Origin of the sequence: Enterobacter cloacae complex sp. CARB60, assembly GCF_036487345.1 — a bacterium.
GTDB classification, from domain to species: domain Bacteria; phylum Pseudomonadota; class Gammaproteobacteria; order Enterobacterales; family Enterobacteriaceae; genus Enterobacter; species Enterobacter asburiae_D.
In genome coordinates this window covers 3,102,646-3,128,515 of record NZ_JAZKLC010000002.1, presented here as the reverse complement: position 1 = coordinate 3,128,515, position 25,870 = coordinate 3,102,646, and the positions used below count along the sequence as shown (strand labels likewise).

Sequence of the window (25,870 nt, the reverse complement as noted above, 5' to 3'; positions counted from 1 at the left end):
AACTATGGATCACCGTTTACTTGAAATTATTGCCTGCCCGGTATGCAACGGCAAACTCTACTACAGCCAGGACAAACAGGAGCTGATCTGCAAGCTGGACAGCCTGGCTTTCCCGCTGCGTGACGGCATTCCGGTACTGCTGGAAAATGAAGCTCGTTCCCTGGTGGCAGAAGAGAGCAAACCATGAGTTTTGTTGTCATTATTCCTGCGCGTTATGCCTCGACGCGTCTGCCGGGTAAACCGCTGGTGGATATCAACGGCAAGCCGATGATTGTGCATGTTCTTGAGCGTGCGCGTGAATCCGGTGCCGATCGCGTAATTGTTGCTACCGATCATCCTGACGTCGCCCGTGCGGTTGAGGCGGCAGGCGGTGAGGTATGCATGACCCGCGCCGATCACCAGTCCGGCACCGAGCGTCTGGCGGAAGTGGTTGAGAAATGTGGTTTCAGTGATGATACGGTCATCGTTAACGTGCAGGGTGACGAGCCGATGATCCCGGCGGTGATTATCCGTCAGGTGGCAGAAAACCTGGCTCAGCGGCAGGTTGGTATGGCGACGCTCGCGGTGCCCATTCACCACGCTGAAGAGGCATTCAATCCGAATGCGGTGAAGGTGGTCATGGATGCCGAAGGCTATGCGCTCTATTTCTCGCGCGCCACGATCCCCTGGGATCGCGATCGTTTCGCGACGTCAAAAGAAACCATTGGCGATACCTTCCTGCGTCATATTGGGATCTACGGCTATCGGGCCGGTTTTATTCGTCGATATGTTACCTGGGCGCCGAGTCCGCTGGAGCATATCGAAATGCTGGAGCAGCTTCGCGTGCTCTGGTATGGCGAAAAAATTCACGTTGCCGTTGCCAGCGAAGTGCCTGGAACGGGCGTTGATACGCCGGAAGATCTTGAGCGCGTCCGCGCCGAGCTGCGCTAATACCGCCTGCATCCCTCCGGTCGGGGGGATGTCCTCTCCCCGCTAATTCCCCTTTCTTTTCCCTAATTGATCTCTTCCGGGTGACATCTTCCTTCAGGACGCTCATTATAAAAGCAGTAGTCTTAATGGGGGTAATCTCATATGGAACAGCTGCGTGCCGAACTTAGCCATCTGCTGGGTGAGAAATTAAGCCGGATCGAATGCGTGAGTGAAAAGGCCGATACCGCGCTTTGGTCGTTGTATGACAGTCAGGGCAACCCAATGCCGCTGATGGCCAGAAGTTTCACCTCGCCGGGCGTTGCCAGGCAGCTTGCATGGAAAATGTCGATGCTGGCGCGGGAGGGAACCGTCCGTATGCCGACGGTGTACGGCGTGATGACGCATGAGGAACACCCCGGCCCGGACGTGCTGCTGATTGAGCGCCTGCGCGGCGTGCCCGTTGAAGCGCCCGCGCGCACGCCGGAACGCTGGGAGCAGCTAAAAGACCAGATTGTCGAGGCGCTGCTGGCCTGGCACCGTCAGGATAGCCGCGGGCTTGTCGGTCCGGTCGACAGCACGCAGGAAAACCTGTGGCCATTGTGGTATCGCCAGCGGGTTGAAGTCCTGTGGGGGACGCTTAACCAGTTCAACAATACCGGTTTGACCATGCAGGATAAGCGTATTCTGTTTCGCACCCGCGAGTGCTTACCGGCGCTGTTCGACGGTTTTAATGACAACTGCGTGCTGATCCACGGTAATTTCACCCTGCGCAGCATGCTCAAAGACTCCCGCAGCGATCAGCTTCTGGCGATGTTGGGGCCGGGGATCATGCTCTGGGCTCCGCGCGAATACGAGCTGTTCAGGCTTAGCGACAGCGGGGCGGCGGAAGGGTTACTCTGGCACTACCTTCAACGCGCGCCCGTTGCAGAAGCGTTTCTCTGGCGGCGCTGGCTTTATCTGCTCTGGGACGAAGTCGCGCAGCTGGTCAACACCGGACGTTTTAATCGCGCAAACTTCGATCTGGCAACTAAATCACTCTTGCCCTGGCTCGCCTGACGAACCTTTCAGCCATTGCCAGAGGCGTCCGAGCGTCTCATAACCGACGCGATCGCTATGCATCAGCCATGCCGGGGACGGTATCGCCCGTTCCCACGGGTTGAGCGGCGCGTCGATGGCCATCTGGTTTGCCGGTGCGGGAAGCGGGTGCAGGCCTTGCTTCTCAAAGAAAATCATCGCGCGCGGCAGGTGTGAGGCGGAGGTCACCAGTAAGAACGGGACATCGCCAATCGCCTGCTTCACAGCGGCTGCCTCTTCTTCGGTATCTTTTGGGCTGTCCAGGGTGATGATTGAGGAGCGCGGCACGCCGAGTGATTCCGCGACTCTGGCACCTGCCTCAGCCGTACTCACCGGGTTCGTTTTAGCCGCCGCGCCGGTGAAGATCATTTTTGATCCCGGATTCGCCAGCCAGAGGCGAATGCCTTCGTTTAGCCGTGGCAGGCTGTTGTTGATCAGGTTTGAACTGGGTGCCCAGTCAGGATCCCAGGTATATCCGCCACCCAGCACCACGATATACGCCACTTTCTGATTTCCCTGCCATGTTGGGTACTTGTTTTCGATGGGGCGTAACAGACCATCCGCGACCGGCTGCAGGCTCAACAGCAGCAGGACAAACCAGCCGAGCGTGATAAGCGTTTTGCCACTCTTCTGAAAGCGACTGAACCACACCAGCGCCAGCCCCAGCGCGATGATGATGAGCAGCAGCGGAAGGGGAAGCATCATCCCTCCAATGTATTTCTTAAGGGTAAAAAGCATCCTTTTTGGTTCCTTTTTTGACCATACAGCAGGTGATTACCCGTGATATTACACCAGAGAGGTTCATTCTCCGCGCGGGTGTGACAAAATAGCGGTTTTGCAGTTAGCGAGTGGAACTCTCCCAATGCGGGATCGCAATTTTGATGACATCGCGGAAAAGTTTTCGCGCAACATTTATGGCACCACCAAAGGACAGCTCCGTCAGACGATCCTCTGGCAGGATCTGGACACCATTCTGGCCACCTTCGGCGGCCAAACGTTGCGCGTGCTGGACGCCGGTGGCGGTGAAGGGCAAACGGCGATAAAAATGGCCGAGCTTGGTCATCACGTCACGCTTTGCGATCTTTCTGCTGAAATGGTCGCCCGCGCGACGCGTGCTGCAGAAGAGAAAGGTGTGAGCGACAACATGCATTTTATACAATGCGCCGCTCAGGACATCGCACAGCATTTGGAAACCCAGGTTGATCTGATATTGTTTCATGCGGTGCTGGAGTGGGTTGCCGATCCGCAAAGCGTGTTACAAACCCTGTGGTCGATGTTACGCCCGGGCGGCACGCTGTCGCTGATGTTCTACAATGCTAACGGCTTCCTGATGCACAACATGGTTGCAGGAAACTTCGACTATGTTCAGGTCGGGATGCCTAAAAAGAAAAAGCGCACGCTTTCCCCGGACTATCCGCGCGATCCACAGCAGGTTTATGGCTGGCTGGAAGCGATTGGCTGGCAGATCGTCGGGAAGACGGGCGTCAGGGTGTTTCATGATTATCTGCGTGAAAAACACAAACAGCGTGACTGTTTTGACACCTTAACAGAATTAGAAACGCGGTATTGCCGTCAGGAGCCTTTTATCAGCCTTGGCCGCTATATTCACGTCACCGCGCACAAGCCGCAGATGCAAGGATAACCTATGAGTGAATTTTCCCAGACAGTCCCCGAACTGGTTGCCTGGGCCAGGAAAAACGATTTCTCCATCTCGCTGCCGGTAGACAGACTCTCTTTCCTGCTGGCGGTTGCCACGCTGAACGGCGAACGGCTGGACGGTGAAATGAGCGAGGGTGAACTGGTGGATGCGTTCCGCCATGTCAGTGATGCGTTTGAGCAAACCAGCGAAACCATTAGCGTGCGTGCCAACAACGCGATCAACGATATGGTGCGTCAACGTCTGCTGAACCGCTTTACCAGCGAGCAGGCGGAAGGAAACGCCATCTATCGTCTGACGCCGCTGGGCATCGGCATCACCGATTACTATATTCGCCAGCGTGAATTTTCCACGCTGCGTCTTTCCATGCAGCTCTCGATCGTGGCGGGGGAGCTTAAGCGCGCCGCCGACGCGGCGGATGAAAACGGTGACGAATTCCACTGGCACCGTAACGTCTACGCGCCGCTGAAATATTCGGTGGCCGAGATTTTCGACAGTATCGATCTCACCCAGCGCCTGATGGACGAACAGCAGCAGCAGGTGAAAGACGATATCGCGCAGCTGCTGAATAAAGACTGGCGAGCGGCCATCTCCAGCTGTGAACTTCTGCTGTCAGAAACCTCCGGCACGCTGCGTGAACTCCAGGATACGCTGGAAGCCGCAGGGGACAAGCTGCAGGCTCACCTGCTGCGCATCCAGGACGCGACGCTGGCGCATGACGATCTGCATTTTATCGACCGTCTGGTATTCGATCTGCAGAGCAAACTCGACCGCATTATCAGCTGGGGCCAGCAGTCGATCGACCTGTGGATCGGCTACGACCGACACGTGCATAAATTTATCCGTACCGCGATTGATATGGATAAAAACCGCGTCTTTGCTCAGCGTCTGCGTCAGTCAGTGCAGACCTATTTCGATGCGCCGTGGGCTCTGACCTACGCCAATGCCGATCGTCTGCTGGATATGCGCGACGAAGAGATGGCGCTGCGCGATGAAGAGGTGACCGGTGAACTGCCGCCGGATCTGGAATACGAAGAATTTAACGAAATTCGCGAGCAGCTTGCGGCGATGATCGAAGAACAGCTCGCCGTCTACAAAACCAGACAAGTGCCGCTGGATCTTGGGCTCGTGGTGCGCGACTATCTGGCGCAATATCCACGCGCGCGCCACTTCGACATAGCCCGCATTGTGGTAGACCAGGCGGTGCGTCTGGGCGTCGCGCAAGCAGATTTCACCGGACTGCCGCCGAAGTGGCAGCCAATTAACGATTACGGAGCCAAGGTACAGGCGCATGTCATTGACAAATATTGAACAAGTGATGCCGGTTAAGCTGGCACAGGCGCTGGCGAATCCGTTATTTCCGGCGCTGGACAGCCAGCTGCGTGCCGGTCGTCACATTGGCTTAGACGAGCTGGATAATCACGCCTTTTTGATGGACTTCCAGGAGTACCTGGAAGAGTTTTACGCACGCTACAACGTGGAGCTTATTCGCGCGCCGGAAGGTTTTTTCTACCTGCGCCCGCGCTCCACGACGCTGATCCCGCGTTCCGTGCTCTCCGAGCTGGATATGATGGTCGGCAAAATTCTTTGCTACCTCTACCTCAGCCCGGAACGTCTGGCGAATGAAGGGATTTTCACCCAGCAGGAACTTTACGACGAGCTGTTGACGCTGGCTGATGAGAGCAAGCTGCTCAAGCTGGTGAACAACCGCTCCACGGGATCGGATCTTGACCGTCAGAAATTACAGGAAAAGGTTCGCTCTTCCCTGAACCGTCTGCGTCGTCTGGGGATGGTCTGGTTTATGGGCCACGACAGCAGCAAATTCCGCATCACGGAGTCTGTCTTCCGCTTCGGCGCCGACGTGCGTGCGGGCGATGACGCGCGTGAAGCGCAGCTTCGCATGATCCGCGACGGTGAAGCGATGCCGGTGGAAAACCATTTGCAGCTCAATGATGAGCATGAAGAGAATCTGCCGGATAGCGGGGAGGAAGAGTAATGATTGAACGCGGTAAATTTCGCTCACTGACGCTGATTAACTGGAACGGCTTCTTTGCCCGAACGTTCGATCTGGATGAGCTGGTCACGACGCTCTCCGGCGGTAACGGTGCGGGTAAATCCACCACCATGGCGGCCTTTGTTACGGCGCTGATCCCCGATCTGACGCTGCTTCACTTCCGTAACACCACCGAAGCGGGGGCAACAAGCGGCTCCCGCGATAAAGGTCTGCACGGTAAGCTGAAGGCCGGCGTTTGTTATTCGGTTCTGGACGTCATTAACTCCCGTCATCAGCGTGTGGTGGTGGGCGTGCGCCTGCAGCAGGTCGCCGGTCGCGACCGTAAAGTGGATATCAAACCGTTCGCGATCCAGGGTCTGCCAACGTCCGTGCAGCCGACGTCGCTGCTGACGGAAACCCTGAACGAACGTCAGGCGCGCGTGCTGACGCTGCAGGAGCTGAAGGACAAGCTCGAAGCCATCGAAGGCGTGCAGTTCAAGCAGTTCAACTCCATTACCGACTACCACTCACTGATGTTCGATCTGGGCGTGGTGGCGCGTCGTCTGCGCACGGCATCAGACCGTAGCAAATACTACCGCCTGATCGAAGCGTCTCTGTACGGCGGTATCTCCAGCGCGATTACCCGCTCCCTGCGCGACTATCTGCTGCCTGAAAACAGCGGCGTGCGTAAGGCCTTCCAGGATATGGAAGCGGCGCTGCGTGAAAACCGCATGACGCTGGAAGCGATTCGCGTTACCCAGTCTGACCGCGACCTGTTTAAACACCTGATCAGCGAAGCCACCAACTACGTGGCGGCGGACTACATGCGCCACGCCAACGAGCGCCGCGTGCATCTCGATCAGGCATTAGAATACCGCCGCGAGCTGTTTACCTCCCGTAAGCAGCTGGTGGCCGAGCAGTACAAGCACGTCGAAATGGCGCGCGAGCTGGGCGAGCACAACGGGGCTGAAGGTGACCTGGAAGCCGATTACCAGGCCGCCAGCGATCACCTGAACCTGGTGCAGACCGCGCTGCGTCAGCAGGAAAAAATCGAGCGCTATGAAGCGGACCTCGATGAGCTGCAAATTCGTCTCGAAGAGCAGAATGAAGTGGTGGCTGAAGCTGCCGACATGCAGGAAGAGAACGAAGCCCGCGCCGAAGCGGCCGAGCTGGAAGTGGATGAGCTGAAAAACCAGCTTGCCGATTACCAGCAGGCACTTGACGTGCAGCAGACGCGAGCGATTCAGTACACCCAGGCATTGCAGGCATTACAGCGTGCGAAAGAGCTGTGCCATCTGCCTGACCTGACGCCGGACAGCGCCGACGAGTGGCTGGATACCTTCCAGGCCAAAGAGCAGGAAGCCACCGAGAAACTGCTGTCTCTCGAACAAAAAATGAGCGTCGCGCAAACGGCGCACAGCCAGTTTGAGCAGGCTTATCAGCTGGTGGTCGCGATTAACGGCCCGCTGGCGCGTAGCGAAGCCTGGGACGTTGCCCGTGAACTGCTGCGCGACGGCGTGAACCAGCGCCATCTGGCCGAGCAGGTTCAGCCGCTGCGTATGCGTCTGAACGAGCTGGAGCAGCGCCTGCGCGAGCAGCAGGAAGCCGAGCGTCTGCTGTCAGATTTCTGCAAGCGTCAGGGAAAAAATTACGACTTCGACGAGCTTGAGGCCCTGCATCAGGAGCTGGAAGCGCGTATTGCGGCCCTGTCCGATACCGTATCAAACGCCAGCGAACAGCGTATGACGCTGCGTCAGGAGCTGGAGCAGATTCAGTCCCGTTCGAAGACGCTCTTGCAACGAGCGCCGGTCTGGCTGGCGGCTCAAAGCAGCCTGAATCAGCTCAGCGAGCAGTGCGGCGAGCAGTTCGAATCCAGCCAGGAAGTGACCGAATACCTGCAGCAGCTGCTGGAGCGCGAGCGCGAAGCCATTGTTGAGCGTGACGAAGTGGGCGCCCGCAAGCGCGACGTCGATGAAGAAATTGAGCGCTTAAGCCAGCCGGGCGGGTCAGAAGATCCGCGCCTGAATGCGCTAGCCGAGCGTTTTGGCGGCGTGCTGCTGTCCGAGATTTATGACGATGTTGGCCTTGACGATGCCCCGTACTTCTCCGCGCTGTACGGTCCATCCCGCAACGCGATTGTGGTCCCGGATCTGTCGCTGATTTCTGACCAGCTTGCCGGCCTGGAAGATTGCCCGGAAGATCTCTATCTGATCGAAGGGGATCCGCAGTCGTTCGATGACAGCGTATTCAGCGTCGACGAGCTGGAAAAAGCGGTAGTGGTGAAAATCGCCGACCGTCAGTGGCGTTATTCCCGCTTCCCTGAGCTGCCGCTGTTTGGCCGCGCCGCGCGCGAAAGCCGCATCGAAAGCCTGCACGCCGAGCGTGAGACGCTGTCTGAACGTTTTGCGACCCTGTCGTTTGACGTGCAGAAAACCCAGCGTCTGCACCAGGCGTTCAGCCGCTTTATCGGCAGCCATCTCGCCGTGGCGTTTGACGCGGATCCGGAAGCCGAAATCCGCAAGCTCAATACCCGTCGTGGCGAGCTGGAACGTGCCATTGCCAGCCATGAAAGTGATAACCAGCAGAGTCGCGTTCAGTTTGAACAGGCGAAAGAGGGCGTCGCTGCCCTTAACCGCATCCTGCCGCGCCTGAACCTGCTGGCGGACGACACGCTGGCTGACCGTGTGGATGAGATCCAGGAGCGTCTGGATGAAGCGCAGGAAGCCGCGCGTTTCGTTCAGCAGCACGGCAATCAGCTGGCGAAGCTGGAGCCGGTCGTGTCTGTACTGCAGAGCGACCCGGAACAGTTCGAGCAGCTAAAAGAAGATTATGCCTGGTCGCAGCAGGTGCAGCGCGAAGCGCGTCAGCAGGCGTTTGCCCTGACGGAAGTGGTGCAGCGTCGGGCACACTTTGGCTACTCCGATTCGGCTGAAATGCTGAGCGGTAACAGCGACCTGAACGAAAAACTGCGTCAGCGCCTTGAGCAGGCGGAAGCGGAACGTACTCGCGCCCGCGAAGCAATGCGCAGCCACTCCGCTCAGCTGAACCAGTACAACCAAGTGCTGGCCTCGCTGAAAAGCTCCTTCGATACCAAGAAAGAGCTGTTAAACGATCTGCACAAAGAGCTTCAGGACATCGGCGTTCGTGCCGACAGCGGAGCAGAAGAGCGCGCGCGTATTCGTCGTGACGAGCTGCATTCTCAGCTCAGCAATAACCGTGCGCGTCGTAATCAGCTGGAAAAAGCGCTGACCTTCTGCGAAGCGGAAATGGATAACCTGACCCGTCGCCTGCGCAAGCTGGAGCGCGACTACTTTGAGATGCGCGAGCAGGTCGTGACCGCCAAGGCGGGCTGGTGCGCGGTGATGCGCATGGTGAAAGACAATAACGTTGAGCGTCGTCTGCACCGCCGTGAACTGGCGTATCTCTCTGCCGATGAGCTACGTTCCATGTCGGATAAGGCGTTGGGTGCGCTGCGTCTGGCGGTGGCGGATAACGAACACCTGCGCGACGTGCTGCGTATGTCGGAAGATCCAAAACGTCCGGAACGTAAAATCCAGTTCTTCGTGGCGGTTTACCAGCACCTGCGCGAGCGTATTCGTCAGGACATCATCCGTACCGACGATCCGGTTGAAGCCATCGAGCAGATGGAAATCGAGCTGGGTCGCCTGACGGAGGAGCTGACCTCCCGCGAGCAGAAGCTGGCGATCAGCTCCCGCAGCGTGGCGAACATCATTCGCAAAACCATTCAGCGCGAGCAGAACCGTATCCGCCAGTTGAACCAGGGTCTGCAGAGCGTGTCGTTTGGCCAGGTGAACAGCGTGCGCCTCAACGTTAACGTGCGTGAAGCCCACGCGACGCTGCTGGAAGTGCTGTCTGAACAGCACGAGCAGCATCAGGATCTGTTCAACAGCAACCGTCTGACCTTCTCCGAGGCCCTGGCGAAGCTGTATCAGCGCCTGAACCCGCAGATTGATATGGGGCAGCGTACGCCGCAAACCATCGGTGAAGAGCTGCTGGACTACCGTAACTACCTGGAAATGGAAGTCGAGGTAAACCGTGGCTCAGACGGCTGGCTGCGTGCGGAATCCGGGGCGCTCTCTACCGGTGAAGCGATCGGTACCGGGATGTCAATTCTGGTGATGGTCGTACAGAGCTGGGAAGATGAAGCGCGTCGCCTGCGCGGCAAAGACATCTCGCCATGCCGACTGCTGTTCCTGGATGAGGCGGCGCGTCTTGATGCCCGCTCAATTGCCACGCTGTTCGAGCTTTGCGAACGTCTCGACATGCAGCTCATTATCGCGGCGCCGGAGAACATCAGTCCCGAGAAGGGCACGACCTACAAACTGGTGCGTAAAGTGTTCCAGAACAGCGAACACGTTCACGTTGTGGGGCTGCGTGGCTTTGCGCCGCAGCCGCCAGAGTCATTGCCGGAAACTACGGCGGACGCTTCCTGAAGCGTCTTCTGACCCGAAGCGGCGCACTGGCGCCGCTTTTTTTTTAAACTTAACTTGTGCTTAGGGCTGCGTTATCTTTAAACTTCTTTACATAAGGTAAGGCAACAGCTTAGCCGTCTACCTATAATGAAAGAAAGCCCCAACGTGATGGGCATGTCGTGAAAACAGGGGGCAAGGGATGTTGCTTAAGAAAGAATGTGGTCGTCAGCTGTCTGCGCTGAGTTTATGCCTGGCAGTGATGTTTGCTCCGCTGTTAACCGCCCAGGCCGACGAGCCTGAAATTGTGCCGACTGACAGCTCGGCGACGACAGGCGCGCAGCCAACGTCGTTGTCCCAGCCGCTGGACCAGTCTCCGGCGACGGCTATCATGGCCGGTATTAAACCGCTGCCGGAATGCATCGACGCCGAATCGCTCAGTCAGCAGCTGCAGTCGGAGCTGCCGTCAGGCTACACGCCTGTCTATATCAATCAGCTTACGCTCCTCTATGCTGCCCGCGATATGAAACCCATGTGGGAAAACCGCGATGCCGTGCGCGCCTTCCAGCAGCAGCTGGCGGAGGTTGCGATTGCAGGATTTCAGCCGCAGTTTACAAAGTGGGTTGAGCTGTTAACCGATCCTGCCGTCACCGGGCAGGCGCGGGACGTGGTGCTTTCCGATGCCATGATGGGCTACCTGCAGTTCGTGGCGGGTATTCCGGTCAACGGTAACCGCTGGCTGTACAGCGATAAGCCGTACAAGCTGGCGACGCCTGCGCTGTCGGTGATTAACCAATGGCAGTTAGCGCTGGATAACGGCGATCTGCCGCGTTTTATTGCCAGCCTTGCACCGGCGCATCCACAATATGCCACTCTGCACCAGTCGCTCCTCGCGCTGGTGGGGGACACGCGTTCGTGGCCGCAAATGCGCGGTACCGCGACGCTGCGTCCAGGGCAGTGGAGCAGCGATGTGCCCGCCCTGCGCGAGATCCTGATGCGTTCCGGTCTTCTTGACGGCGGGCCAAAGATTGCTCTTCCGGGCGATGATCCACAAAGCGTCGCCGTCAGCCCGTCAGCTCCCGTAAAAGAGAAGAAAGCCGTTGTCCTGAGCGACAAACCCGCGGCTTACGATCGCGAGCTGGTTGCGGCCGTTAAGCAATTCCAGGCCGCTCAGGGGCTGGGGGCCGATGGCGTCATTGGCCAGACGACGCGCGACTGGCTGAACGTATCGCCTGCGCAGCGGGCAGGGGTGCTGGCGCTCAATATCCAGCGTTTGCGCTTGCTTCCGGGAACGCTCTCCACCGGGATTATGGTTAATATCCCGGCGTATTCCCTGGTCTATTATCAGGATGGTAGCGAAAAGCTGGCGTCTCGCGTGATTGTCGGGCGTCCGGATCGTAAAACACCGATGATGAGCAGCGCGCTGAATAACGTGGTGGTTAACCCGCCGTGGAACGTGCCGCCGACTCTAGCGCGAAAAGATATTTTGCCGAAGGTCTGGAACGATCCGGGTTATCTGGAGCGTCATGGCTATACGGTGATGCGTGGATGGAACAGTAAAGAGGCTATCGATCCTTATATGGTCGACTGGTCGACGATCACCGCGTCGAATCTGCCGTTCCGTTTCCAGCAGGCTCCCGGGGCGCACAACTCTTTAGGGCGCTACAAATTCAATATGCCGAGTTCAGAAGCCATCTATCTTCACGATACGCCGAACCACAACCTGTTCCAGAAAGATACTCGCGCGCTGAGTTCTGGTTGCGTGCGCGTGAACAAAGCCTCGGAGCTGGCCAATATGCTGCTGCAGGATGCGGGCTGGAACGATACGCGCATCTCGGATGCCCTGAAACAGGGGGATACGCGTTACGTTAATATTCGCCACAATATTCCGGTCAATCTTTACTATCTGACGGCGTTTGTGGGCGAAGACGGGCGTACTCAGTATCGTACAGATATTTACAATTATGATCTCACCGCGCGATCCGGCGCACAAATTTTGCCAAAAGCGGAACAATTAATCAGGTAAATGAAGCAGTTCGGGAAAAATGATTGTCGTAAGTTATGGTGAATAAGGGGCTATATCGCTGCAAGCCGCATATTCACTGGGGTTGGGCGCCTTGACGTACCTGGTTTTGCCAGTTATGGTGCCCTTCGTGCGCTAAGCATATTACGATTTCTTTTACCTGTAGACCTGATTATCATGGACAAATTTGACGCTAATCGCCGCAAACTGCTGGCGTTAGGTGGCGTTGCGCTTGGCGCAGCGGCCATCCTGCCGACGCCAGCATTTGCCACCCTCTCGACACCTCGTCCGCGAGTTTTAACGCTCAACAATCTTCATACCGGTGAGTCGCTAAAAGCGGAGTTTTTCGATGGCAGAGGCTATATTCAGGATGAATTAGCAAGACTTAACCATTTTTTCCGTGATTTCCGCGCGAATAAAATAAAAGCCATCGATCCAGGACTGTTTGATCAGATTTTCCGCCTTCAGGGCCTGCTGGGCACCAGCAAGCCGGTTCAGCTCATCTCTGGCTATCGCTCGATTGATACCAACAATGAACTGCGCGCCCACAGCCGCGGGGTAGCGAAAAAAAGCTATCACACGAAGGGACAGGCAATGGATTTCCATATTGAAGGCGTTTCGTTAGCCAATATTCGCAAAGCCGCGTTATCTATGCGCGCAGGTGGTGTAGGATATTACCCCAGCAGCAACTTTGTGCATATTGATACCGGTCCGGTTCGGCACTGGTAATAACGAAACACAGGAGCAGTATGAACTATCGTATTATTCCGGTTACCGCGTTCTCCCAGAATTGTTCATTGATCTGGTGCGAACAGACTAAACTGGCCGCGCTTGTCGATCCCGGTGGTGACGCTGAGAAAATCAAGCAGGAAGTCGCAGCAAGCGGCGTTACGCTGATGCAGATTTTGCTCACTCATGGTCATCTTGACCATGTAGGTGCTGCCGCTGAACTGGCTGAACACTACGGTGTGCCGGTGATCGGCCCGGAAAAAGAAGATGAGTTCTGGCTGCAGGGGTTACCCGCCCAAAGCCGCATGTTTGGCCTTGATGAGTGTCAGCCCCTGACGCCCGATCGCTGGCTAAACGAGGGAGAGCGCGTCAACGTAGGGAATGTGACTTTACAGGTGTTGCATTGTCCTGGGCATACGCCAGGCCATATCGTCTTCTTTGATGACCAGTCCCGTCTGCTGATTTCCGGCGATGTGATTTTCAAAGGTGGCGTAGGACGCAGCGATTTTCCGCGCGGCGACCATGGGCAGCTGATTCAGTCGATTAAACAGAAGCTATTGCCGCTGGGTGATGACGTTACGTTTATCCCTGGACACGGTCCGATGTCGACGCTGGGCTATGAACGGCTCCATAACCCGTTCCTTCAAGATGAAATGCCTGTCTGGTAACCAATAAAAAAAAGCCTGCATAACGCAGGCTTTTTTTATGGGCGCAAATTACAGTACGGCGACAATCGCTTCGCACAGTGGCGCCATGTTGTCAGGCGTCATGCCTGCAACGTTCACGCGGCCAGACGCTACGGCGTACACACCAAACTCTTCACGCAGACGCAGAACCTGCTCTTTGGTCAGGCCGCTGAACGAGAACATGCCGTTCTGTTTGATGATAAAGCTGAAGTCGCGGTCCGCGCCTTTCTCAGCCAGGGTGTTCACAAACAGCAGGCGCATGCGCTGAATGCGCTGGCGCATATCGTTCAGCTCTTGTTCCCAGATAGCGCGCAGCGCATCGTTGCTCAGGATAGTGGCAACAACAGACGCACCGTGTGCCGGTGGGTTAGAGTAGTTAGCGCGGATAACCGATTTCATCTGGCTGAACGCACGATCGACGGTCTCTTCGTTAGCTGCAACCAGCGTACAGGCACCTACGCGCTCATTGTACAGACCGAAGTTCTTGGAATAAGAGCTTGCGACAATCAGCTCCTGATGCACGGCTGCGAACGCGCGCAGGCCTTCGGCATCTTCTTCCAGACCACGGGCGAAGCCCTGGTAGGCAAAGTCAAACAGCGGCAGCCAGCCTTTTTCTACGGACAGCTTCGCCAGGTGTTCCCACTGCTCAAGCGTCGGATCGATACCGGTTGGGTTGTGGCAGCAGCCGTGGAACAGCACTACGTCACCCGCCTGCGCTTCGCCGAGGCTCGCCAGCAGGCCGTCAAAGTCGAGAGAGTGGTTTGCCGCGTCGTAGTAGGCATATTCACGCACTTCCAGACCCGCAGAGTTAAACACGCTCTTGTGGTTCGGCCAGCTTGGGTTGCTTACCCATACGCGCTTAACAGAGGTGTTTTTCGCCAGGAAATCCGCCGCCACGCGCAGCGCACCGGTACCGCCTGGGGTCTGTGCTGTACGGGCACGTTTGTCACTCACAATTGCGCTGCCTTTACCGAACAGCAGCTCCTGGGTGCAGCGACCAAATTCAGGGATACCATCAATACCGAGGTAGTTTTTGGTGGTTTCGTTTTCCAGCAGATACTGCTCAGCTTTCTTAACGCTGGTCAGTACCGGGGTTTTGCCGGTTTCATCTTTATATACACCAATACCCAGGTTGATTTTGCCAGGGCGGTCGTCGGCACGAAACAGATCGGCCAGGCCCAGAATAGGGTCGGCAGGAGCGGCGGTAATGTTCTCAAACATGACGAAGTTCCATTGTGATTACAGAAGTGAAATCCGCTATCAGGTTAACGGTAGATTTACAAAATGCCAACCGTTTGCGACGAAAAGCGTGCGGCTTTTCAAAAGTCGCCATTATTTTCTGTCACGCATAAAAAAACAGGGCCGAAGCCCTGTTCATTAAGCATATAACAAAGTGGTGTACTGATTAGAACTGGTAAGTCACGCCTACAGCAGCCATATCGTCGTTGCCGTTCAGGCCGCCAACGGCTTTCGCGTAGTCGGAGTCTTTGTCCAGCAGGTTGATGTAGTAGTCAGCCCACACGTTGAAGTTCTTGTTGAAGTAGTAAGTGGTACCAACCTGGATGAATTTAGCCAGGTCTGCATCGCCACCGCTGAAGCCATTGACGGCAGCCAGGTCTTTACCTTTGGTCTGCACGTAGGAGATGGCTGGACGCAGGCCGAAATCGAACTGGTACTGAGCAACAACTTCGAAGTTCTGCGTTTTGTTAGCGAAGCCAGCGTCACCGTTAGGACCGGTACGGGTGGTGTTACGGGTTTCAGCATAGGTGGTTGCCAGGTAGATGTTGTTGGCGTCGTATTTCAGACCCAGACCCCATGCTTCAGCTTTGTCGCCTTCGCCGTCAGCTTTCTGATTCAGAGTACGGTTAGCGTTGCTGTAAGATGCGATTGCACCGAAGCCTTCGCCGAAATCGTAGCCCAGGGAGTAGCCTACGCCGTCACCGTTAGAGGTTTTAACGTCAGCACGGTCGTTTTTGCCCTGGTACTGAACGCCCAGGCTCAGACCGTCAACCAGACCGAAGAAGTTGCTGTTACGGTAGGTCAGCAGACCGGTGCTGCGGCTGGTCATAAAGTTATCAACATAGTTACCGCCCCAGGTCATACCAGAGAAGGACGGCGCCATATCGGTGTAAGATTCTACGTCGTAAACGATACCGTAGTTACGACCGTAGTCGATGCTTCCAGCGTCGCCCGCTTTCAGGCCAGCGAAAGCCAGACGGTTTTTGTTTTTCTGTGCAGAGTTTTCTGCATCGCTAGCCACGAAACGGTATTCCCACTGGCCGTAACCGGTCAGCTGGTCGTTGATCTGAGTTTCGCCTTTGAAACCGATCTGCGCATAGGTAGCGTCGTTATTGTTTGTGCTATCACCGGAAGTCACGAAGTCGTGCTCGGCGTTAACTTTACCGTAGAAGTCCAGCTTGTTGCCGTTCTTGTTATAGATTTCTGCAGCGTTAGCTGCACCGGCTACCAGCAGGGCAGGGATTACCACTGCCAGAATATTGCGCTTCATCATTATTTATTACCCTCATTGGTTTTTTTATGACACTCGCCACTGCCGTCAATAAATTCTGTCAATAAATATTTCCGGAACTATTGATGAGAGTTTGGTGTCTTTATGTATCTGACAGGCATCTTTCCATTCGGCGAAGCGTTTCGCTAGCCTGAAAGTGCTACAATTCTCAAGATTAAGTAACCAAAAGAAATTATGTGTAACTAAATATGTATTTTTGGGAACTTTGTGAACCACCTCAAACTTCAGACCAGCCTGGCGAATTAAACGGCAAAACCTATCCTATATATATGAATTGCTTATGATTAATTGAGATAAAGGCGATTCGTATCAACAGACGTTAAACGACTCTGTTTTTCTTATGACCCCAAAAAGACTTCTGGATGGCTGTAAAAGTGGTTGAAATTTGTGCTATCGCTTGAGGAAGTAATAATCGCAATAAGAATGGGGTTTATTTTTTGTGGCTGGATATTTCGCGGAAACAAAACGTAACAGGTAGTGGTTGTGACGGGGTGAAGGTTTAAAGACGCTGACTTTGCGCTGACGAAAACTGACAATACAGAATAAAATAATGGCCAGCAGATGCTGGCCATTTTAGTCTTTTACCGATTAGAAGCTGGCGTTACGTGGAGTACGTGGGAAAGGAATCACGTCGCGTACGTTCTGAACACCGGTAACGTAGGCAATCAAACGCTCGAAGCCCAGACCAAAACCGGCGTGCGGTACGGTACCGTAACGACGCAGATCGCGGTACCAGCTGTAATCAGCTGGGTTGAGCCCCATCTCTTCCATACGCGCGTCCAGCACGTCAAGACGCTCTTCACGCTGAGAGCCACCGATGATTTCACCAATGCCCGGCGCCAGAACGTCCATCGCTGCCACGGTTTTACCGTCTTCGTTAAGGCGCATATAGAAGGCCTTAATGTCTTTCGGGTAGTTTTTAACGACAACCGGCGCTTTGAAATGCTTCTCGGCCAGATAGCGTTCGTGCTCAGAGGCCAGGTCAACGCCCCAGTAAACCGGGTTCTCGAACGTCTCACCGCATTTCTCGAGGATCGCCACCGCGTCGGTATAGTCCACCTGCGCAAAGTCGGCAGAGACGAAACGCTCCAGACGCGCCACAGCATCGCTGTCTACGCGTTCTGCGAAGAATTTCATGTCGTCAGCACGCTCTTCCAGCACCGCTTTGAAGACATACTTCAGCATCGCTTCCGCCAGACCCGCAACATCGTCCAGGTCGGCGAACGCCACTTCAGGCTCCAGCATCCAGAATTCCGCCAGGTGACGGCTGGTGTTGGAGTTTTCGGCACGGAAGGTTGGGCCAAAGGTGTAGATCTTAGACAGCGCACAGGCGTACGTTTCGCCGTTGAGCTGACCAGATACCGTCAGGAAAGCTTCTTTACCAAAGAAGTCTTTGTCATAGTCCACTTTACCTTCAGGCGTGCGCGGCAGGTTTTCCATGTCCAGCGTCGAGACGCGGAACATCTCACCCGCACCTTCCGTATCGGACGCGGTGATCAGCGGGGTAGACACCCAGAAGTAACCCTGCTCGTCGAAGAAACGATGCAGCGCCTGCGCCAGCGTATGACGCACGCGCGCCACCGCACCAATCAGGTTGGTACGCGGACGCAGGTGGGCGACTTCACGCAGATATTCGATGCTGTGACGTTTTGCCGCCATCGGATAGGTGTCCGGATCGTCAACCCAGCCGGTGACTTCAATCGCAGATGCCTGAATTTCGAAGCTCTGGCCCTGTCCCGGTGACGCCACAACCACGCCGGTAACAATGACGGAGCAACCGGTTGTCAGGCGCAGAACGTCATCATTGTAATTGGGCAGAGAATTATTAATGACGGCCTGTACAGGATCAAAGCAGGAACCGTCATAGACGGCAAGGAAGGAGATGCCAGCTTTAGAATCTCGGCGGGTACGCACCCATCCGCGCACGGTGACTTCCTGGTCAACGGCGACACGGCCCTGGAGTACGTCGGCTACAGGCACAACGCTCATAATATTCTCTCTGTTAATAGTCGGAAAAAATAAACACTTGTCCACCCTTAAGGGGGGATATCTATGTTACCTGCCATCCGCTATCAGACAAGTAAATTTCGCAGTCAAAAGAGAAGAATTGAGAAATAAATAAGGAGAAGGGAGCCATGAAGGCTCCCGTAAGCGCTTAACTGGCTTTTTTGATCTGGGGAAGATCGAACGCTTTGCGCAATGCGCGGACAAACGCTTTGTCATGGCAGATGGTTTTACCCGGACTGTCGGAGAGTTTTGCCACCGGCTTGCCGTTACATTCCACCAGTTTCATGACGATATTCAGAGGTTTTACCTGAGGAATATCGCAGGTCAGACGGGTACCAATTCCGAAGCTCAGGTTCACCCGGTTGTTGAAATGGCGATAGAGTTCGACCGCTTTCGCCAGGTCGAGATTATCCGAGAAGACCAGCACCTTGCTCATCGGATCGATGCCGAGTTTCTGGTAATGGGCAATGGCCTTCTCGCCCCATTCAACCGGATCCCCGGAGTCGTGGCGTAACCCCTGGTAACGTTCAGCGAACTCGGGACCAAAGTCGCGCAGGAAGGCATCCATCGTAATACAGTCGGTGAGGGCGATCCCGAGTTGATTCGGGTACTCCTCAAGCCATGCGGCCAGTGCCGCGCGCTGGCTGTTAGCCAGGTCGGGGCTGATCTGCTGATGCGCCTGGAACCACTCGTGCGCCTGGGTGCCCATTGGCGTCAGGTTGAGGCGGCGTGCCAGATCGTAGTTACTGGTGCCCACGAACCACGGCTCCCGCTGCATACGTTTAACGATGGCCTCCTGAACGTCACGCGAGAAACGGCGACGCGTGCCAAAGTCCATCAGGCGGAAGCGGGACATGTCCAGCCCTTCGGTCAGCGTGGAGAAGGCAGTGAGTTTATTTTCCAGCGCGGCGACCGCCTGCTCGACGCCGGTTTCCGGCGAACGGTAGCGGTGAGCCAGTTCACTGATCACCGCCAGAAGCGGCACTTCCCACATGATCACTTCCCGCCACGGACCTTCAAGGCGAATATCCAGCTTGCCGTTATCGTTAAGCACGGTGACCTGCTCCGGCTTATAGCGGAAATCGCGCAGCCAGTTCAGGTAGTCGGCTTTGAAGAAAGGCAGGCCAGAAAGCCACTGATATTCCTCGTCCTGCAGCGTCAGATGCTGCATAGCATTGACCTGTTCACGGATGGCGTCTGCGTAGATACCAAGCAAGTCGTCGCCACGACAGCGGAATTCCGCCGCGACATTAACGTCATAGTAATGGTGGAAAACGGCTTGCTGCATATGCAGTTTATACGCGTCGGTATCCAGCAACGTATGCAGAACTGGAGAAGCGAATTGAGTCATAGGTGCGCAGTAGCATCCTCTCACAGGAGCGTTTAGTACAATAAACAACTCCGGAGTATACCTTGTTTAGTGATTTATTGAACCCCGATCACAACATAAGCGCGTTTTATGGTCGAGGGCATTTTGTGCCCCGTGTTATACAAATGTAGCAACAGGGCTGCTAACCACTTGAATTTAAGGTTTTCTACTGCGCTACTATCATGCTTTGGGGCAGCGATGGGGCAATGTGTGAAAGCGCCTTGTTGAGCAGAGTAACCTGTTCGCCGCTCTTCTCTGACATCCACTTTCCATACACCTTGTAAACCATCTGTGCATCGGTATGCCCCATTTGAGTTGCTATAAAGTTTGGGTTCGCACCAGCTGATAATGACCAGCACGCATAGGTATGCCGTGACTGATAAGCGTTGCGGTAACGAATACCGGCGCGCTTGATTATCGGAGCCCAAATTTTATTAATCGAATTAACCGCGTAGTGATATCCTGTGCGAGACCCACGTTTGACGCATTGAGGGCTGAAAACGAAAGTGCATGGATGTATGACTGACTGGCCATATTCACGCAAATTCACTTCAACCTCATGCTGCCGGCCAAGGCGCGTCAGTTGGGCCTGATCCCTAAGGGCATCAATAGCTGGTTGTATGAGATAAATCACCCTGTCAGTGCCTGCCTCGGTTTTTGGCAGGGTGAACTCATACGTTTGGGTAAGGTTGCGCTTAACCGTAATGGTTCCCGCGGTGAGATCGATGTCTTCCCATGCAAGACCACATAATTCCCCATGCCTCATTCCGGTATAAACGGCGACGGTCCAGAGATTTCGCATCTGCTGGTGGCCGCACGCCTGAATGAACCTGATGAACTCGTCGGTCGTGAGTGGATCTGGTTCGTCTTTTGCCTTCCTGAGCCGGTTAATTCCGCTAAACGGGTTTTCCTTTGCGTAGCCGTTATCAGCTCCAAACTGGAAGATCTCGGCCATCAGCATCATGTAATTATTCACCGTGGAAGACTTCCGGCCTTTTACCTGTGTCCGGTGATCCTTCTTCATTACATGGAAGCCCGTCAGCAACTCCTTCCTGACATACAGCAAATCTTCAGTGGTAACCGCAGAAACCATTTTATTTTCGCCGATGCGCGGAAGCATGTTTTTTATGATGGATTCGTACCTACTCATGGTATTAGAGCTGATCTCCATTCTCTTCAGCTCTGACCATCTTTCGGTAAGCTCCAGCACAGTAATTTCCTTTCTATCCTGACCGAACCTGGCAAGGTTCGGTGAGTTTGGGAATTTTTCTGAATAGTTAAAATTCCCCATCCTTATCGCAAAACAAACCGAAGAACGCAGCTCACCAGCTATCTTGCGATTTTTTGCAGTGTCAGGGACACCGAGGTTTTCCCTGACACGTTTACCTTTATACAGAAACCAGATGCGGAGCGAACCGCCGTGATTTTCGACGCCTGTCGGGTATGATGCATTAGCCATTGATCCCTCCTGACGTCCAGGAGCGTTGACGAGTGTACTGCTTTTCATGCTGTCTTCGCACCTGGTTGATTTTTTTTCTGCGCCTCGATCCACTGATCAACGGCTTTCCTGTTATACATGCATTCGCTCGAAGGCTTGGGATTACCATCTGGTGAAATGTGCAGGTACTCGCGGCCCAGCATCCAGGATTCTTTTCTGGCGCGGGTGATGGTTCCGGGCTTGAGCCCGGTAACCGCAATCAGAACCTTTTCGCTAACCCAGTCATTCGGCACCAGAAGAACGATTTCAGCACTGGTTTGCATGGATCTCCTCCATTTTCTCTTTAGCCAGACGCACGCAACGCGCAAAAGAGGAGGGCGTTACGATTTCGCGCAGAGCCTGAACCAGGAAGTCGTTGTGCTGCTGGTGCAGCTCCAGGTTGCGCTCTTTTTCCTCATGACGCAGGACTGCCAGACGGGCTGTGATGATGCGACGCTTCCCTTTGATCAGCCGCAGCGCGTTCTCTGCCTTTTTGCGCCATGTACTCCAGTCACTACTGCTGTTCGATTTCGCCAGTTGCTCTTCAATACTGAGCTGCGCTTCTTCTGCGTTAACAAGCTGCTGCAGGCAATCGCTGATAGTGTTCAGGTTGTTTGTCTCCACGAAGAATTTGTGCATTCTTAACCCTCCCACCCAATCGCCTGGAACAGGCCCATTTTAGGGTGATACCAGCGGGTGCCTCGCGGTTCAGCTTCTGACATCATCTGACGAAACGCGGCCATAAACGGCTCCAGTTCGACGATAGCCCTACGTGACAAAAGCCCGTCTGGAGTCATAAATTCGTGCGTGTCTGTCGGGATGCGGTAGGCATTGACCAAATTCCGGCACTTGGCGTCACTCATTCCGCTTTTGGCTACCACCTGGCGGTAACCAACATATCCGGCGCGCATGGTCCCGCGTTTGATGTTCTCCACAGCTTCTGTGACCGTTTCGATCTGCTCTTCAACATGATTCAGGCGCTTCTGCTGGCGAACGGCATCGGCGGCCATTGCGGCGATCATCTCTATTTCCGTCAGCGGCTCACGAGTGCGGAAATAGCTGTTAACCAGTTCGCGCTGTACCTTCCAGGCCAGATCGTCCGTGAGTGACTTCGCCACCATCAGATATCCAGATTCGAAAAGCACAATTCCAGAGGGCGCAAACTTAGAAAACACACCTTCCGGAAGGTCCCGGCGTATAGCGTCGGAACCTAATTCAACGTAATCGACCCCCTCTACAAAGTAGTTCCTGTTTTCACGAAAATTACGTCCTGCTGTTCCATCTGGTCGTTGGTGAGCTTCGTCAATCATTGCGAATGTCACAACACGCTGACCGCGATATTCGACTGCCGGCAGCTGTTTGTTATTGATCGTTACTGTGTTCATGCTCGATATCCTTCTGAGTGCCCGGCTTTACGCCGGGCTGGTGAATCACTTAACCTGGATAAATGGAGTATTGGCGCCGCTGGTCATGTACTGGGGCAGAGTGCCGTTCCATTTGTTGATGGCCTCCAGTTGAAGCACTTCAGGGTTTTCGCGCATGGCCTGCCCACGAATCTGGATAGACTTCGCTTCCGCTTCCGCCAACTTCAACTTTGCGTCTGCCTGGCCATCTGCTTCAGCGCGCAACATGTTTGCTTCGGCTTCACGCTGTTTCACCTCCTGCTCGCGCTGCAGGGTCTTCTGGTTGGCAGTGACTTTGGCGTTGATGCTGTCGATAACTGTCGGCGGGTACTCCGGACGGCCGACGTAAGAAAGGCTGATAACCTGGATTCCTACCGGCCCCATGTCTGACTGGATCTCTTTCAGAGCGTTTTCAAGCAGCTCAGCTTTCCCGCCGTCAATGAACTTATCGGTACTCATGCGGCTTGCGAGACGATTAAGGGCATCGGCAATCTTCTGGCGCAGATCGGTATCGGTGATGTCGTCCACGCCTTTGCGATAGGTCTGGAAGACCGTCGTCACTTTGGTCGGATCAACTTTATAGGCGACACCAATGTGATAGCCGATCGTAGTGCCGTCACTCATCTGGAAATTGAATGCGTCGTCGTAGGTTTTCATCTGTTTGAAGGTTGGGAAGATGTAGACCTCTGTGTTCCAGCCTGTCCAATAGCGGCCTACGCCAACCACTTCACCGACGCCTTTGTCGTCTCCCAGCTTATTCACCTTGATACCCACGTTACCGGGCTCGACACGATCGCAACCTACAAGACCGATGGCAGAGAGCGCGATAATTGAAGCCATAATTGCTTTTTTCATTTCTTTTCCTTATTTACGGTTACAACAAGACCCTTACAAATGGCGTAAATGCACGGCGGGGTCAGGATCGCCAGGGCAAAACCGGATAACACTGCTGTGGTGTCCTTCATCGAAATGAGGATCGGAACGAAAAGTCCATAAACGCTGGCGACAATTACCAGCGAGAGAACAACGCGTAAGTAAGCAATCATCAGCGCAGCCCCTCTGGTTTACTGGCCTGCAGTTCTGCCTGCTCTTTCACGACTCGGTCATGCATGGCGTCCCACTTTCTGAGCCACTTACGTAGTTCGCGCTTACGCTCCAGAATTCGGCGAATGCGCCGCATGCATCGGTTATGTGCAAAGAGATATTGCTGTGTGTGCTGGCCCATGCGGTTGACGAGCACACCATTGCTGAAAACAGGTTCGTCTGGTTCGTTGGTGTTCAAACCGGCACGATGAAAAGTTTTGGTTACCATGTAGTGAGCAAGGTTGCTGATCGCCGCGCTCCTGCTGAGGAAACGGCGCGAGTAACCGTGTCTTGATACGACGTAAACAGGCTGCAGCTCTTTGGCAAAGGCGCTGTCAATTGAGGTGGTGCTGATGCGTTTATCGTTCATTTCCGGTCTCTCCCGTGAATCGTGTTCTGTTTTTTCCGTGGTTATCATGAAATCCATATTTAATTTCTGCGTTTCGTCTTGCCTCGACTGCTTTATTGAAATCCGTGAAAGAGCCCAGATATATTTGCTTCGCGTTTATAACAATATTTGCCCACCATTTTTTCTTTTGATGTGACCAGCTCACCCCTGTATGGCCGGATGTGTTGGTTTTAGATAAGCGCGCATTCTTACTATTGTCTTGGTTTGTACATGAACGCAGGTTTTCTATTCTGTTATTAGTGGTGTTCCCATCAATGTGATCGACTACTTCGGGCTCAACACCATTAACCATTTTAAATATCAGGCGATGGGCATAGTAAATGACACCATCTAACCGCACGATACGATATGCTCCTGTTTTGGTTTTAATAAACGCGCCAGCAGGTTTACCTGCAAATCTTGTATTTAATTGTTTTTGTATACTTGATGATGAAAAGTGTTTTAAGGGACGATGTTTCCAAAACAACTCTCCAGTTTTTTGTTCGTAATAAAAGCACTCGTTGAGATAATCTGATTCAGGAATTCGTATCGCTGTAAGTGCCATCAGATCCCCCCATTTCATGACCCTCCGCTTTCGGAGCTTCCACTTTCTGCTTTTTGACGAACTCAACCAGCTCAGAAATGAGCTCGTCGATTAACTCCTTCCCGCTATCCGTAAGGAATTCACCGCTGCCATTTACATCAACAGCGCCGCTGTAAATTCCCCTGATAGCTTTTACGCCATCGACATTTCCGTACTCACTAAGCGCAAGCCTTTCGAATTTTCGCAATAATCCATCCAGAAGAATCTCTGTTAACTCGACCGTATTAATACCCCCTTTATTGAGCTTAATAACAAGGCAGTTACTGCCTGTTTTACGCTGGTGGCGTAATAACGCTGCTTTTAAAATTCGGCGGCGATATGTCTCGATTAATTTATCCATTGCCCTGTTCCTCCTCCAAACTCATTACTATTTCTTCTTCTTTTTCGGTCCATCCATGAATCTCCGCAGCCAGGTAATAAACCAGAGCGCATATCGTTTTAAGTTGAAATCTGTCTAGCTTGTCTTGATATTCAAATAATGTTTGCGACAAGCCAGGCAACTTCTCCGCTTTGATATTCACTTCCTGAATATCCTGTCTTTTTAAAACACCCATAATTAACGACCATATGCTTTTTTAAGATAAAGACGAGCGATTACCTCGTAACCGCAGGCCGCATAAAGGCATGCTGTTCTATATGCCGATTTATCAATGATGAAAGTCATACGAAGCGCCTCACAGCCAAAGAAGCCACCACCCGACCGTGAATTTTGATTTCTTTCTGTTCATCGGTATTAAGGGTAAAAGTTTCGTAATGATGGTTATCAGAGATGATTTTTAATGAGCCATCAGCTAATGGCTCAATTCTCTTAATGAAAAGACATGGGCGACCAAAAGCATCCATTGTGTAAACATAAATGCCAGAGGTAAGCGCACGTCCACCGCAATCAACGAAAGCTACAACCTCGCATGGTTCGATGGTCGGTTGCATTGAATCACCTTCCATCCGGCAGCTTTGAACGCGGTTGCCAAAGTCATTAATGTTGTCAGAACCGAACAGCATTTGAGGCGTTTTAACTGGCTGATTAATTGCGACGGAATTTTGCATTTTCATTTCCTCAGGGTGAGTTTTTCCCCACCCTAAAAGGTGTTATATATGATTAAATGTGTTATTTAATTAGTTAAATGGCAGAGAACATTTTTTTTATGTCGGGATGGTCATCAATGATTTTTTTAGCATCAGCACATGCTTCATCGTATGACTTAAAAAAATCAATCAGGACGAAATAGTTATCGATGCGTTCGTAAACGGCGAACTCCATCTCTCCAACAAATGTTGTATTAAATTGGTAATTAAATCCTTTCTCGCAAGGCTGTACCGCATAACAATAAGACCAGTGCGAATTGGCTGCTTTGAGCTTGGCGTGGATATCAAATTCCTGGCTTGCTGAGTTTGGTTGGGAGGTTATATTCATCTTATGGCTCCGTTGTTTGCCGATAAGATAATAGTACCCAAAGTACTAGTATTTGCAATACTAATTGATTGTACTATTCATAACAAGTAGTACT

Annotated in this window: 27 protein-coding genes; 10 read left to right on the top strand and 17 right to left on the bottom strand. The window is 53.8% G+C overall.

Translation table 11 applies throughout. From position 1 onward, the window contains the following. Positions 1–4 precede the first annotated feature (4 nt). The 3 genes from ycaR to V4835_RS16120 all read left to right on the top strand — a co-directional run bounded on the left by ycaR (position 5) and on the right by V4835_RS16120 (position 1,965). Positions 5–187 (top strand): protein YcaR, encoded by a 183-nt coding sequence (gene ycaR / locus V4835_RS16130; protein ID WP_006174474.1) that lies wholly within the window; start codon positions 5–7, stop codon positions 185–187. Then, on the top strand, positions 184–930 hold the full coding sequence (gene kdsB / locus V4835_RS16125; RefSeq protein ID WP_063144415.1) for a 3-deoxy-manno-octulosonate cytidylyltransferase: 747 nt from the start codon (positions 184–186) through the stop codon (positions 928–930). The genes ycaR and kdsB overlap by 4 nt, the downstream gene beginning before the upstream one ends. Before the next feature lie 141 nt (positions 931–1,071). Further along, positions 1,072–1,965, top strand: a complete 894-nt coding sequence (locus V4835_RS16120; protein ID WP_063144414.1) for a YcbJ family phosphotransferase — start codon at positions 1,072–1,074, stop codon at positions 1,963–1,965. On the opposite strand, the gene elyC is transcribed toward V4835_RS16120, so the two are convergent. Further along, positions 1,942–2,721, bottom strand: a complete 780-nt coding sequence (gene elyC, locus V4835_RS16115) for an envelope biogenesis factor ElyC (protein WP_032658191.1) — start codon at positions 2,719–2,721, stop codon at positions 1,942–1,944. The two genes, V4835_RS16120 and elyC, sit on opposite strands and share 24 nt — an antisense overlap. Before the next feature lie 124 nt (positions 2,722–2,845). Between elyC and cmoM the strand changes: the two genes are divergently transcribed. The 7 genes from cmoM to V4835_RS16080 all read left to right on the top strand — a co-directional run bounded on the left by cmoM (position 2,846) and on the right by V4835_RS16080 (position 13,483). Continuing rightward, complete coding sequence (gene cmoM / locus V4835_RS16110) at positions 2,846–3,625, top strand: tRNA uridine 5-oxyacetic acid(34) methyltransferase CmoM (protein WP_331412827.1); 780 nt, start codon at positions 2,846–2,848, stop codon at positions 3,623–3,625. Positions 3,626–3,628: 3 nt separating this feature from the next. After that, the gene (gene mukF, locus V4835_RS16105; RefSeq protein ID WP_331412826.1) at positions 3,629–4,951 is read left to right on the top strand and encodes a chromosome partition protein MukF; all 1,323 of its coding nucleotides are present in this window, start codon (positions 3,629–3,631) and stop codon (positions 4,949–4,951) included. Next, positions 4,932–5,636, top strand: coding sequence for a chromosome partition protein MukE (gene mukE, locus V4835_RS16100; protein ID WP_008499954.1), 705 nt, complete (start codon positions 4,932–4,934; stop codon positions 5,634–5,636). Before mukF ends, mukE begins: the two co-directional genes overlap by 20 nt. After that, on the top strand, positions 5,636–10,087 hold the full coding sequence (gene mukB / locus V4835_RS16095; RefSeq protein WP_063144412.1) for a chromosome partition protein MukB: 4,452 nt from the start codon (positions 5,636–5,638) through the stop codon (positions 10,085–10,087). The genes mukE and mukB overlap by 1 nt, the downstream gene beginning before the upstream one ends. Positions 10,088–10,265: 178 nt before the next feature. Then, complete coding sequence (gene ldtD / locus V4835_RS16090) at positions 10,266–12,089, top strand: L,D-transpeptidase (protein WP_331412825.1); 1,824 nt, start codon at positions 10,266–10,268, stop codon at positions 12,087–12,089. Positions 12,090–12,263: 174 nt separating this feature from the next. Further along, positions 12,264–12,815: a YcbK family protein gene (locus tag V4835_RS16085; protein WP_023335137.1), complete on the top strand. Its 552-nt coding sequence runs from the start codon at positions 12,264–12,266 to the stop codon at positions 12,813–12,815. A 20-nt stretch (positions 12,816–12,835) separates the two neighbouring features. Then, complete coding sequence (locus tag V4835_RS16080; RefSeq protein ID WP_023311009.1) at positions 12,836–13,483, top strand: MBL fold metallo-hydrolase; 648 nt, start codon at positions 12,836–12,838, stop codon at positions 13,481–13,483. A gap of 48 nt (positions 13,484–13,531) precedes the next feature. On the opposite strand, the gene aspC is transcribed toward V4835_RS16080, so the two are convergent. The 16 genes from aspC to V4835_RS16000 form a co-directional block, all read right to left on the bottom strand. Then, on the bottom strand, positions 13,532–14,722 hold the full coding sequence (gene aspC, locus V4835_RS16075; protein WP_331412824.1) for an aspartate transaminase: 1,191 nt from the start codon (positions 14,720–14,722) through the stop codon (positions 13,532–13,534). A 184-nt stretch (positions 14,723–14,906) separates the two neighbouring features. Then, the gene (locus V4835_RS16070; protein ID WP_331412823.1) at positions 14,907–16,013 is read right to left on the bottom strand and encodes a porin; all 1,107 of its coding nucleotides are present in this window, start codon (positions 16,011–16,013) and stop codon (positions 14,907–14,909) included. Between the two features lie 606 nt (positions 16,014–16,619). Beyond that, positions 16,620–18,020, bottom strand: a complete 1,401-nt coding sequence (gene asnS / locus V4835_RS16065; protein ID WP_063144409.1) for an asparagine--tRNA ligase — start codon at positions 18,018–18,020, stop codon at positions 16,620–16,622. Between the two features lie 166 nt (positions 18,021–18,186). Further along, complete coding sequence (pncB, locus tag V4835_RS16060; RefSeq protein WP_331412821.1) at positions 18,187–19,389, bottom strand: nicotinate phosphoribosyltransferase; 1,203 nt, start codon at positions 19,387–19,389, stop codon at positions 18,187–18,189. Between the two features lie 184 nt (positions 19,390–19,573). Further along, on the bottom strand, positions 19,574–20,866 hold the full coding sequence (locus tag V4835_RS16055; protein WP_331412820.1) for a tyrosine-type recombinase/integrase: 1,293 nt from the start codon (positions 20,864–20,866) through the stop codon (positions 19,574–19,576). A gap of 44 nt (positions 20,867–20,910) precedes the next feature. Then, a complete protein-coding gene (locus tag V4835_RS16050) occupies positions 20,911–21,168 on the bottom strand; it encodes an excisionase family protein (RefSeq protein ID WP_013097283.1) in 258 nt (85 codons plus the stop codon). Further along, positions 21,152–21,523, bottom strand: coding sequence for a hypothetical protein (locus V4835_RS16045; RefSeq protein WP_331412818.1), 372 nt, complete (start codon positions 21,521–21,523; stop codon positions 21,152–21,154). The genes V4835_RS16050 and V4835_RS16045 overlap by 17 nt, the downstream gene beginning before the upstream one ends. Before the next feature lie 2 nt (positions 21,524–21,525). Beyond that, a complete protein-coding gene (locus V4835_RS16040; RefSeq protein WP_125366199.1) occupies positions 21,526–22,269 on the bottom strand; it encodes an ORF6N domain-containing protein in 744 nt (247 codons plus the stop codon). Positions 22,270–22,314: 45 nt separating this feature from the next. Continuing rightward, positions 22,315–23,142, bottom strand: coding sequence for an SPFH domain-containing protein (locus tag V4835_RS16035; protein ID WP_042889584.1), 828 nt, complete (start codon positions 23,140–23,142; stop codon positions 22,315–22,317). Beyond that, complete coding sequence (locus tag V4835_RS16030; protein WP_045326846.1) at positions 23,139–23,333, bottom strand: hypothetical protein; 195 nt, start codon at positions 23,331–23,333, stop codon at positions 23,139–23,141. Before V4835_RS16030 ends, V4835_RS16035 begins: the two co-directional genes overlap by 4 nt. Next, complete coding sequence (locus tag V4835_RS16025) at positions 23,333–23,740, bottom strand: hypothetical protein (RefSeq protein ID WP_331412817.1); 408 nt, start codon at positions 23,738–23,740, stop codon at positions 23,333–23,335. Before V4835_RS16025 ends, V4835_RS16030 begins: the two co-directional genes overlap by 1 nt. Next, positions 23,730–24,323 carry an HNH endonuclease gene (locus V4835_RS16020; RefSeq protein ID WP_230262003.1) on the bottom strand — a complete coding sequence of 198 codons (594 nt, stop codon included), beginning with the start codon at positions 24,321–24,323 and terminating at the stop codon, positions 23,730–23,732. Before V4835_RS16020 ends, V4835_RS16025 begins: the two co-directional genes overlap by 11 nt. Further along, positions 24,295–24,702, bottom strand: a complete 408-nt coding sequence (locus V4835_RS16015; RefSeq protein ID WP_331412816.1) for a hypothetical protein — start codon at positions 24,700–24,702, stop codon at positions 24,295–24,297. Before V4835_RS16015 ends, V4835_RS16020 begins: the two co-directional genes overlap by 29 nt. Next, positions 24,695–24,916 (bottom strand): hypothetical protein, encoded by a 222-nt coding sequence (locus V4835_RS16010; protein ID WP_331412815.1) that lies wholly within the window; start codon positions 24,914–24,916, stop codon positions 24,695–24,697. The genes V4835_RS16015 and V4835_RS16010 overlap by 8 nt, the downstream gene beginning before the upstream one ends. Positions 24,917–25,022: 106 nt before the next feature. Continuing rightward, complete coding sequence (locus tag V4835_RS16005; protein ID WP_032667385.1) at positions 25,023–25,409, bottom strand: S24 family peptidase; 387 nt, start codon at positions 25,407–25,409, stop codon at positions 25,023–25,025. Between the two features lie 73 nt (positions 25,410–25,482). After that, positions 25,483–25,776: a hypothetical protein gene (locus V4835_RS16000; protein ID WP_331412814.1), complete on the bottom strand. Its 294-nt coding sequence runs from the start codon at positions 25,774–25,776 to the stop codon at positions 25,483–25,485. Positions 25,777–25,870: the final 94 nt, after the last annotated feature.

Bases quoted from the DNA above. Each gene is read 5' to 3' on its own strand.
- V4835_RS16070 (WP_331412823.1), bottom strand. From the start codon at position 16,013: ATGATGAAGCGCAATATTCTGGCAGTGGTAATCCCTGCCCTGCTGGTA.
- V4835_RS16045 (WP_331412818.1), bottom strand. From the start codon at position 21,523: ATGCACAAATTCTTCGTGGAGACAAACAACCTGAACACTATCAGCGAT.
- ycaR (WP_006174474.1), top strand. From the start codon at position 5: ATGGATCACCGTTTACTTGAAATTATTGCCTGCCCGGTATGCAACGGC.
- pncB (WP_331412821.1), bottom strand. From the start codon at position 19,389: ATGACTCAATTCGCTTCTCCAGTTCTGCATACGTTGCTGGATACCGAC.
- asnS (WP_063144409.1), bottom strand. From the start codon at position 18,020: ATGAGCGTTGTGCCTGTAGCCGACGTACTCCAGGGCCGTGTCGCCGTT.
- V4835_RS16000 (WP_331412814.1), bottom strand. From the start codon at position 25,776: ATGAATATAACCTCCCAACCAAACTCAGCAAGCCAGGAATTTGATATC.
- elyC (WP_032658191.1), bottom strand. From the start codon at position 2,721: ATGCTTTTTACCCTTAAGAAATACATTGGAGGGATGATGCTTCCCCTT.
- cmoM (WP_331412827.1), top strand. From the start codon at position 2,846: ATGCGGGATCGCAATTTTGATGACATCGCGGAAAAGTTTTCGCGCAAC.
- V4835_RS16055 (WP_331412820.1), bottom strand. From the start codon at position 20,866: ATGGCTAATGCATCATACCCGACAGGCGTCGAAAATCACGGCGGTTCG.
- mukE (WP_008499954.1), top strand. From the start codon at position 4,932: ATGTCATTGACAAATATTGAACAAGTGATGCCGGTTAAGCTGGCACAG.
- aspC (WP_331412824.1), bottom strand. From the start codon at position 14,722: ATGTTTGAGAACATTACCGCCGCTCCTGCCGACCCTATTCTGGGCCTG.
- V4835_RS16005 (WP_032667385.1), bottom strand. From the start codon at position 25,409: ATGCAAAATTCCGTCGCAATTAATCAGCCAGTTAAAACGCCTCAAATG.
- V4835_RS16010 (WP_331412815.1), bottom strand. From the start codon at position 24,916: ATGGGTGTTTTAAAAAGACAGGATATTCAGGAAGTGAATATCAAAGCG.
- V4835_RS16080 (WP_023311009.1), top strand. From the start codon at position 12,836: ATGAACTATCGTATTATTCCGGTTACCGCGTTCTCCCAGAATTGTTCA.
- ldtD (WP_331412825.1), top strand. From the start codon at position 10,266: ATGTTGCTTAAGAAAGAATGTGGTCGTCAGCTGTCTGCGCTGAGTTTA.
- mukF (WP_331412826.1), top strand. From the start codon at position 3,629: ATGAGTGAATTTTCCCAGACAGTCCCCGAACTGGTTGCCTGGGCCAGG.
- V4835_RS16030 (WP_045326846.1), bottom strand. From the start codon at position 23,333: ATGATTGCTTACTTACGCGTTGTTCTCTCGCTGGTAATTGTCGCCAGC.
- mukB (WP_063144412.1), top strand. From the start codon at position 5,636: ATGATTGAACGCGGTAAATTTCGCTCACTGACGCTGATTAACTGGAAC.
- V4835_RS16050 (WP_013097283.1), bottom strand. From the start codon at position 21,168: ATGCAAACCAGTGCTGAAATCGTTCTTCTGGTGCCGAATGACTGGGTT.
- V4835_RS16040 (WP_125366199.1), bottom strand. From the start codon at position 22,269: ATGAACACAGTAACGATCAATAACAAACAGCTGCCGGCAGTCGAATAT.
- V4835_RS16015 (WP_331412816.1), bottom strand. From the start codon at position 24,702: ATGGATAAATTAATCGAGACATATCGCCGCCGAATTTTAAAAGCAGCG.
- V4835_RS16020 (WP_230262003.1), bottom strand. From the start codon at position 24,323: ATGGCACTTACAGCGATACGAATTCCTGAATCAGATTATCTCAACGAG.
- V4835_RS16120 (WP_063144414.1), top strand. From the start codon at position 1,072: ATGGAACAGCTGCGTGCCGAACTTAGCCATCTGCTGGGTGAGAAATTA.
- V4835_RS16025 (WP_331412817.1), bottom strand. From the start codon at position 23,740: ATGAACGATAAACGCATCAGCACCACCTCAATTGACAGCGCCTTTGCC.
- kdsB (WP_063144415.1), top strand. From the start codon at position 184: ATGAGTTTTGTTGTCATTATTCCTGCGCGTTATGCCTCGACGCGTCTG.
- V4835_RS16035 (WP_042889584.1), bottom strand. From the start codon at position 23,142: ATGAAAAAAGCAATTATGGCTTCAATTATCGCGCTCTCTGCCATCGGT.
- V4835_RS16085 (WP_023335137.1), top strand. From the start codon at position 12,264: ATGGACAAATTTGACGCTAATCGCCGCAAACTGCTGGCGTTAGGTGGC.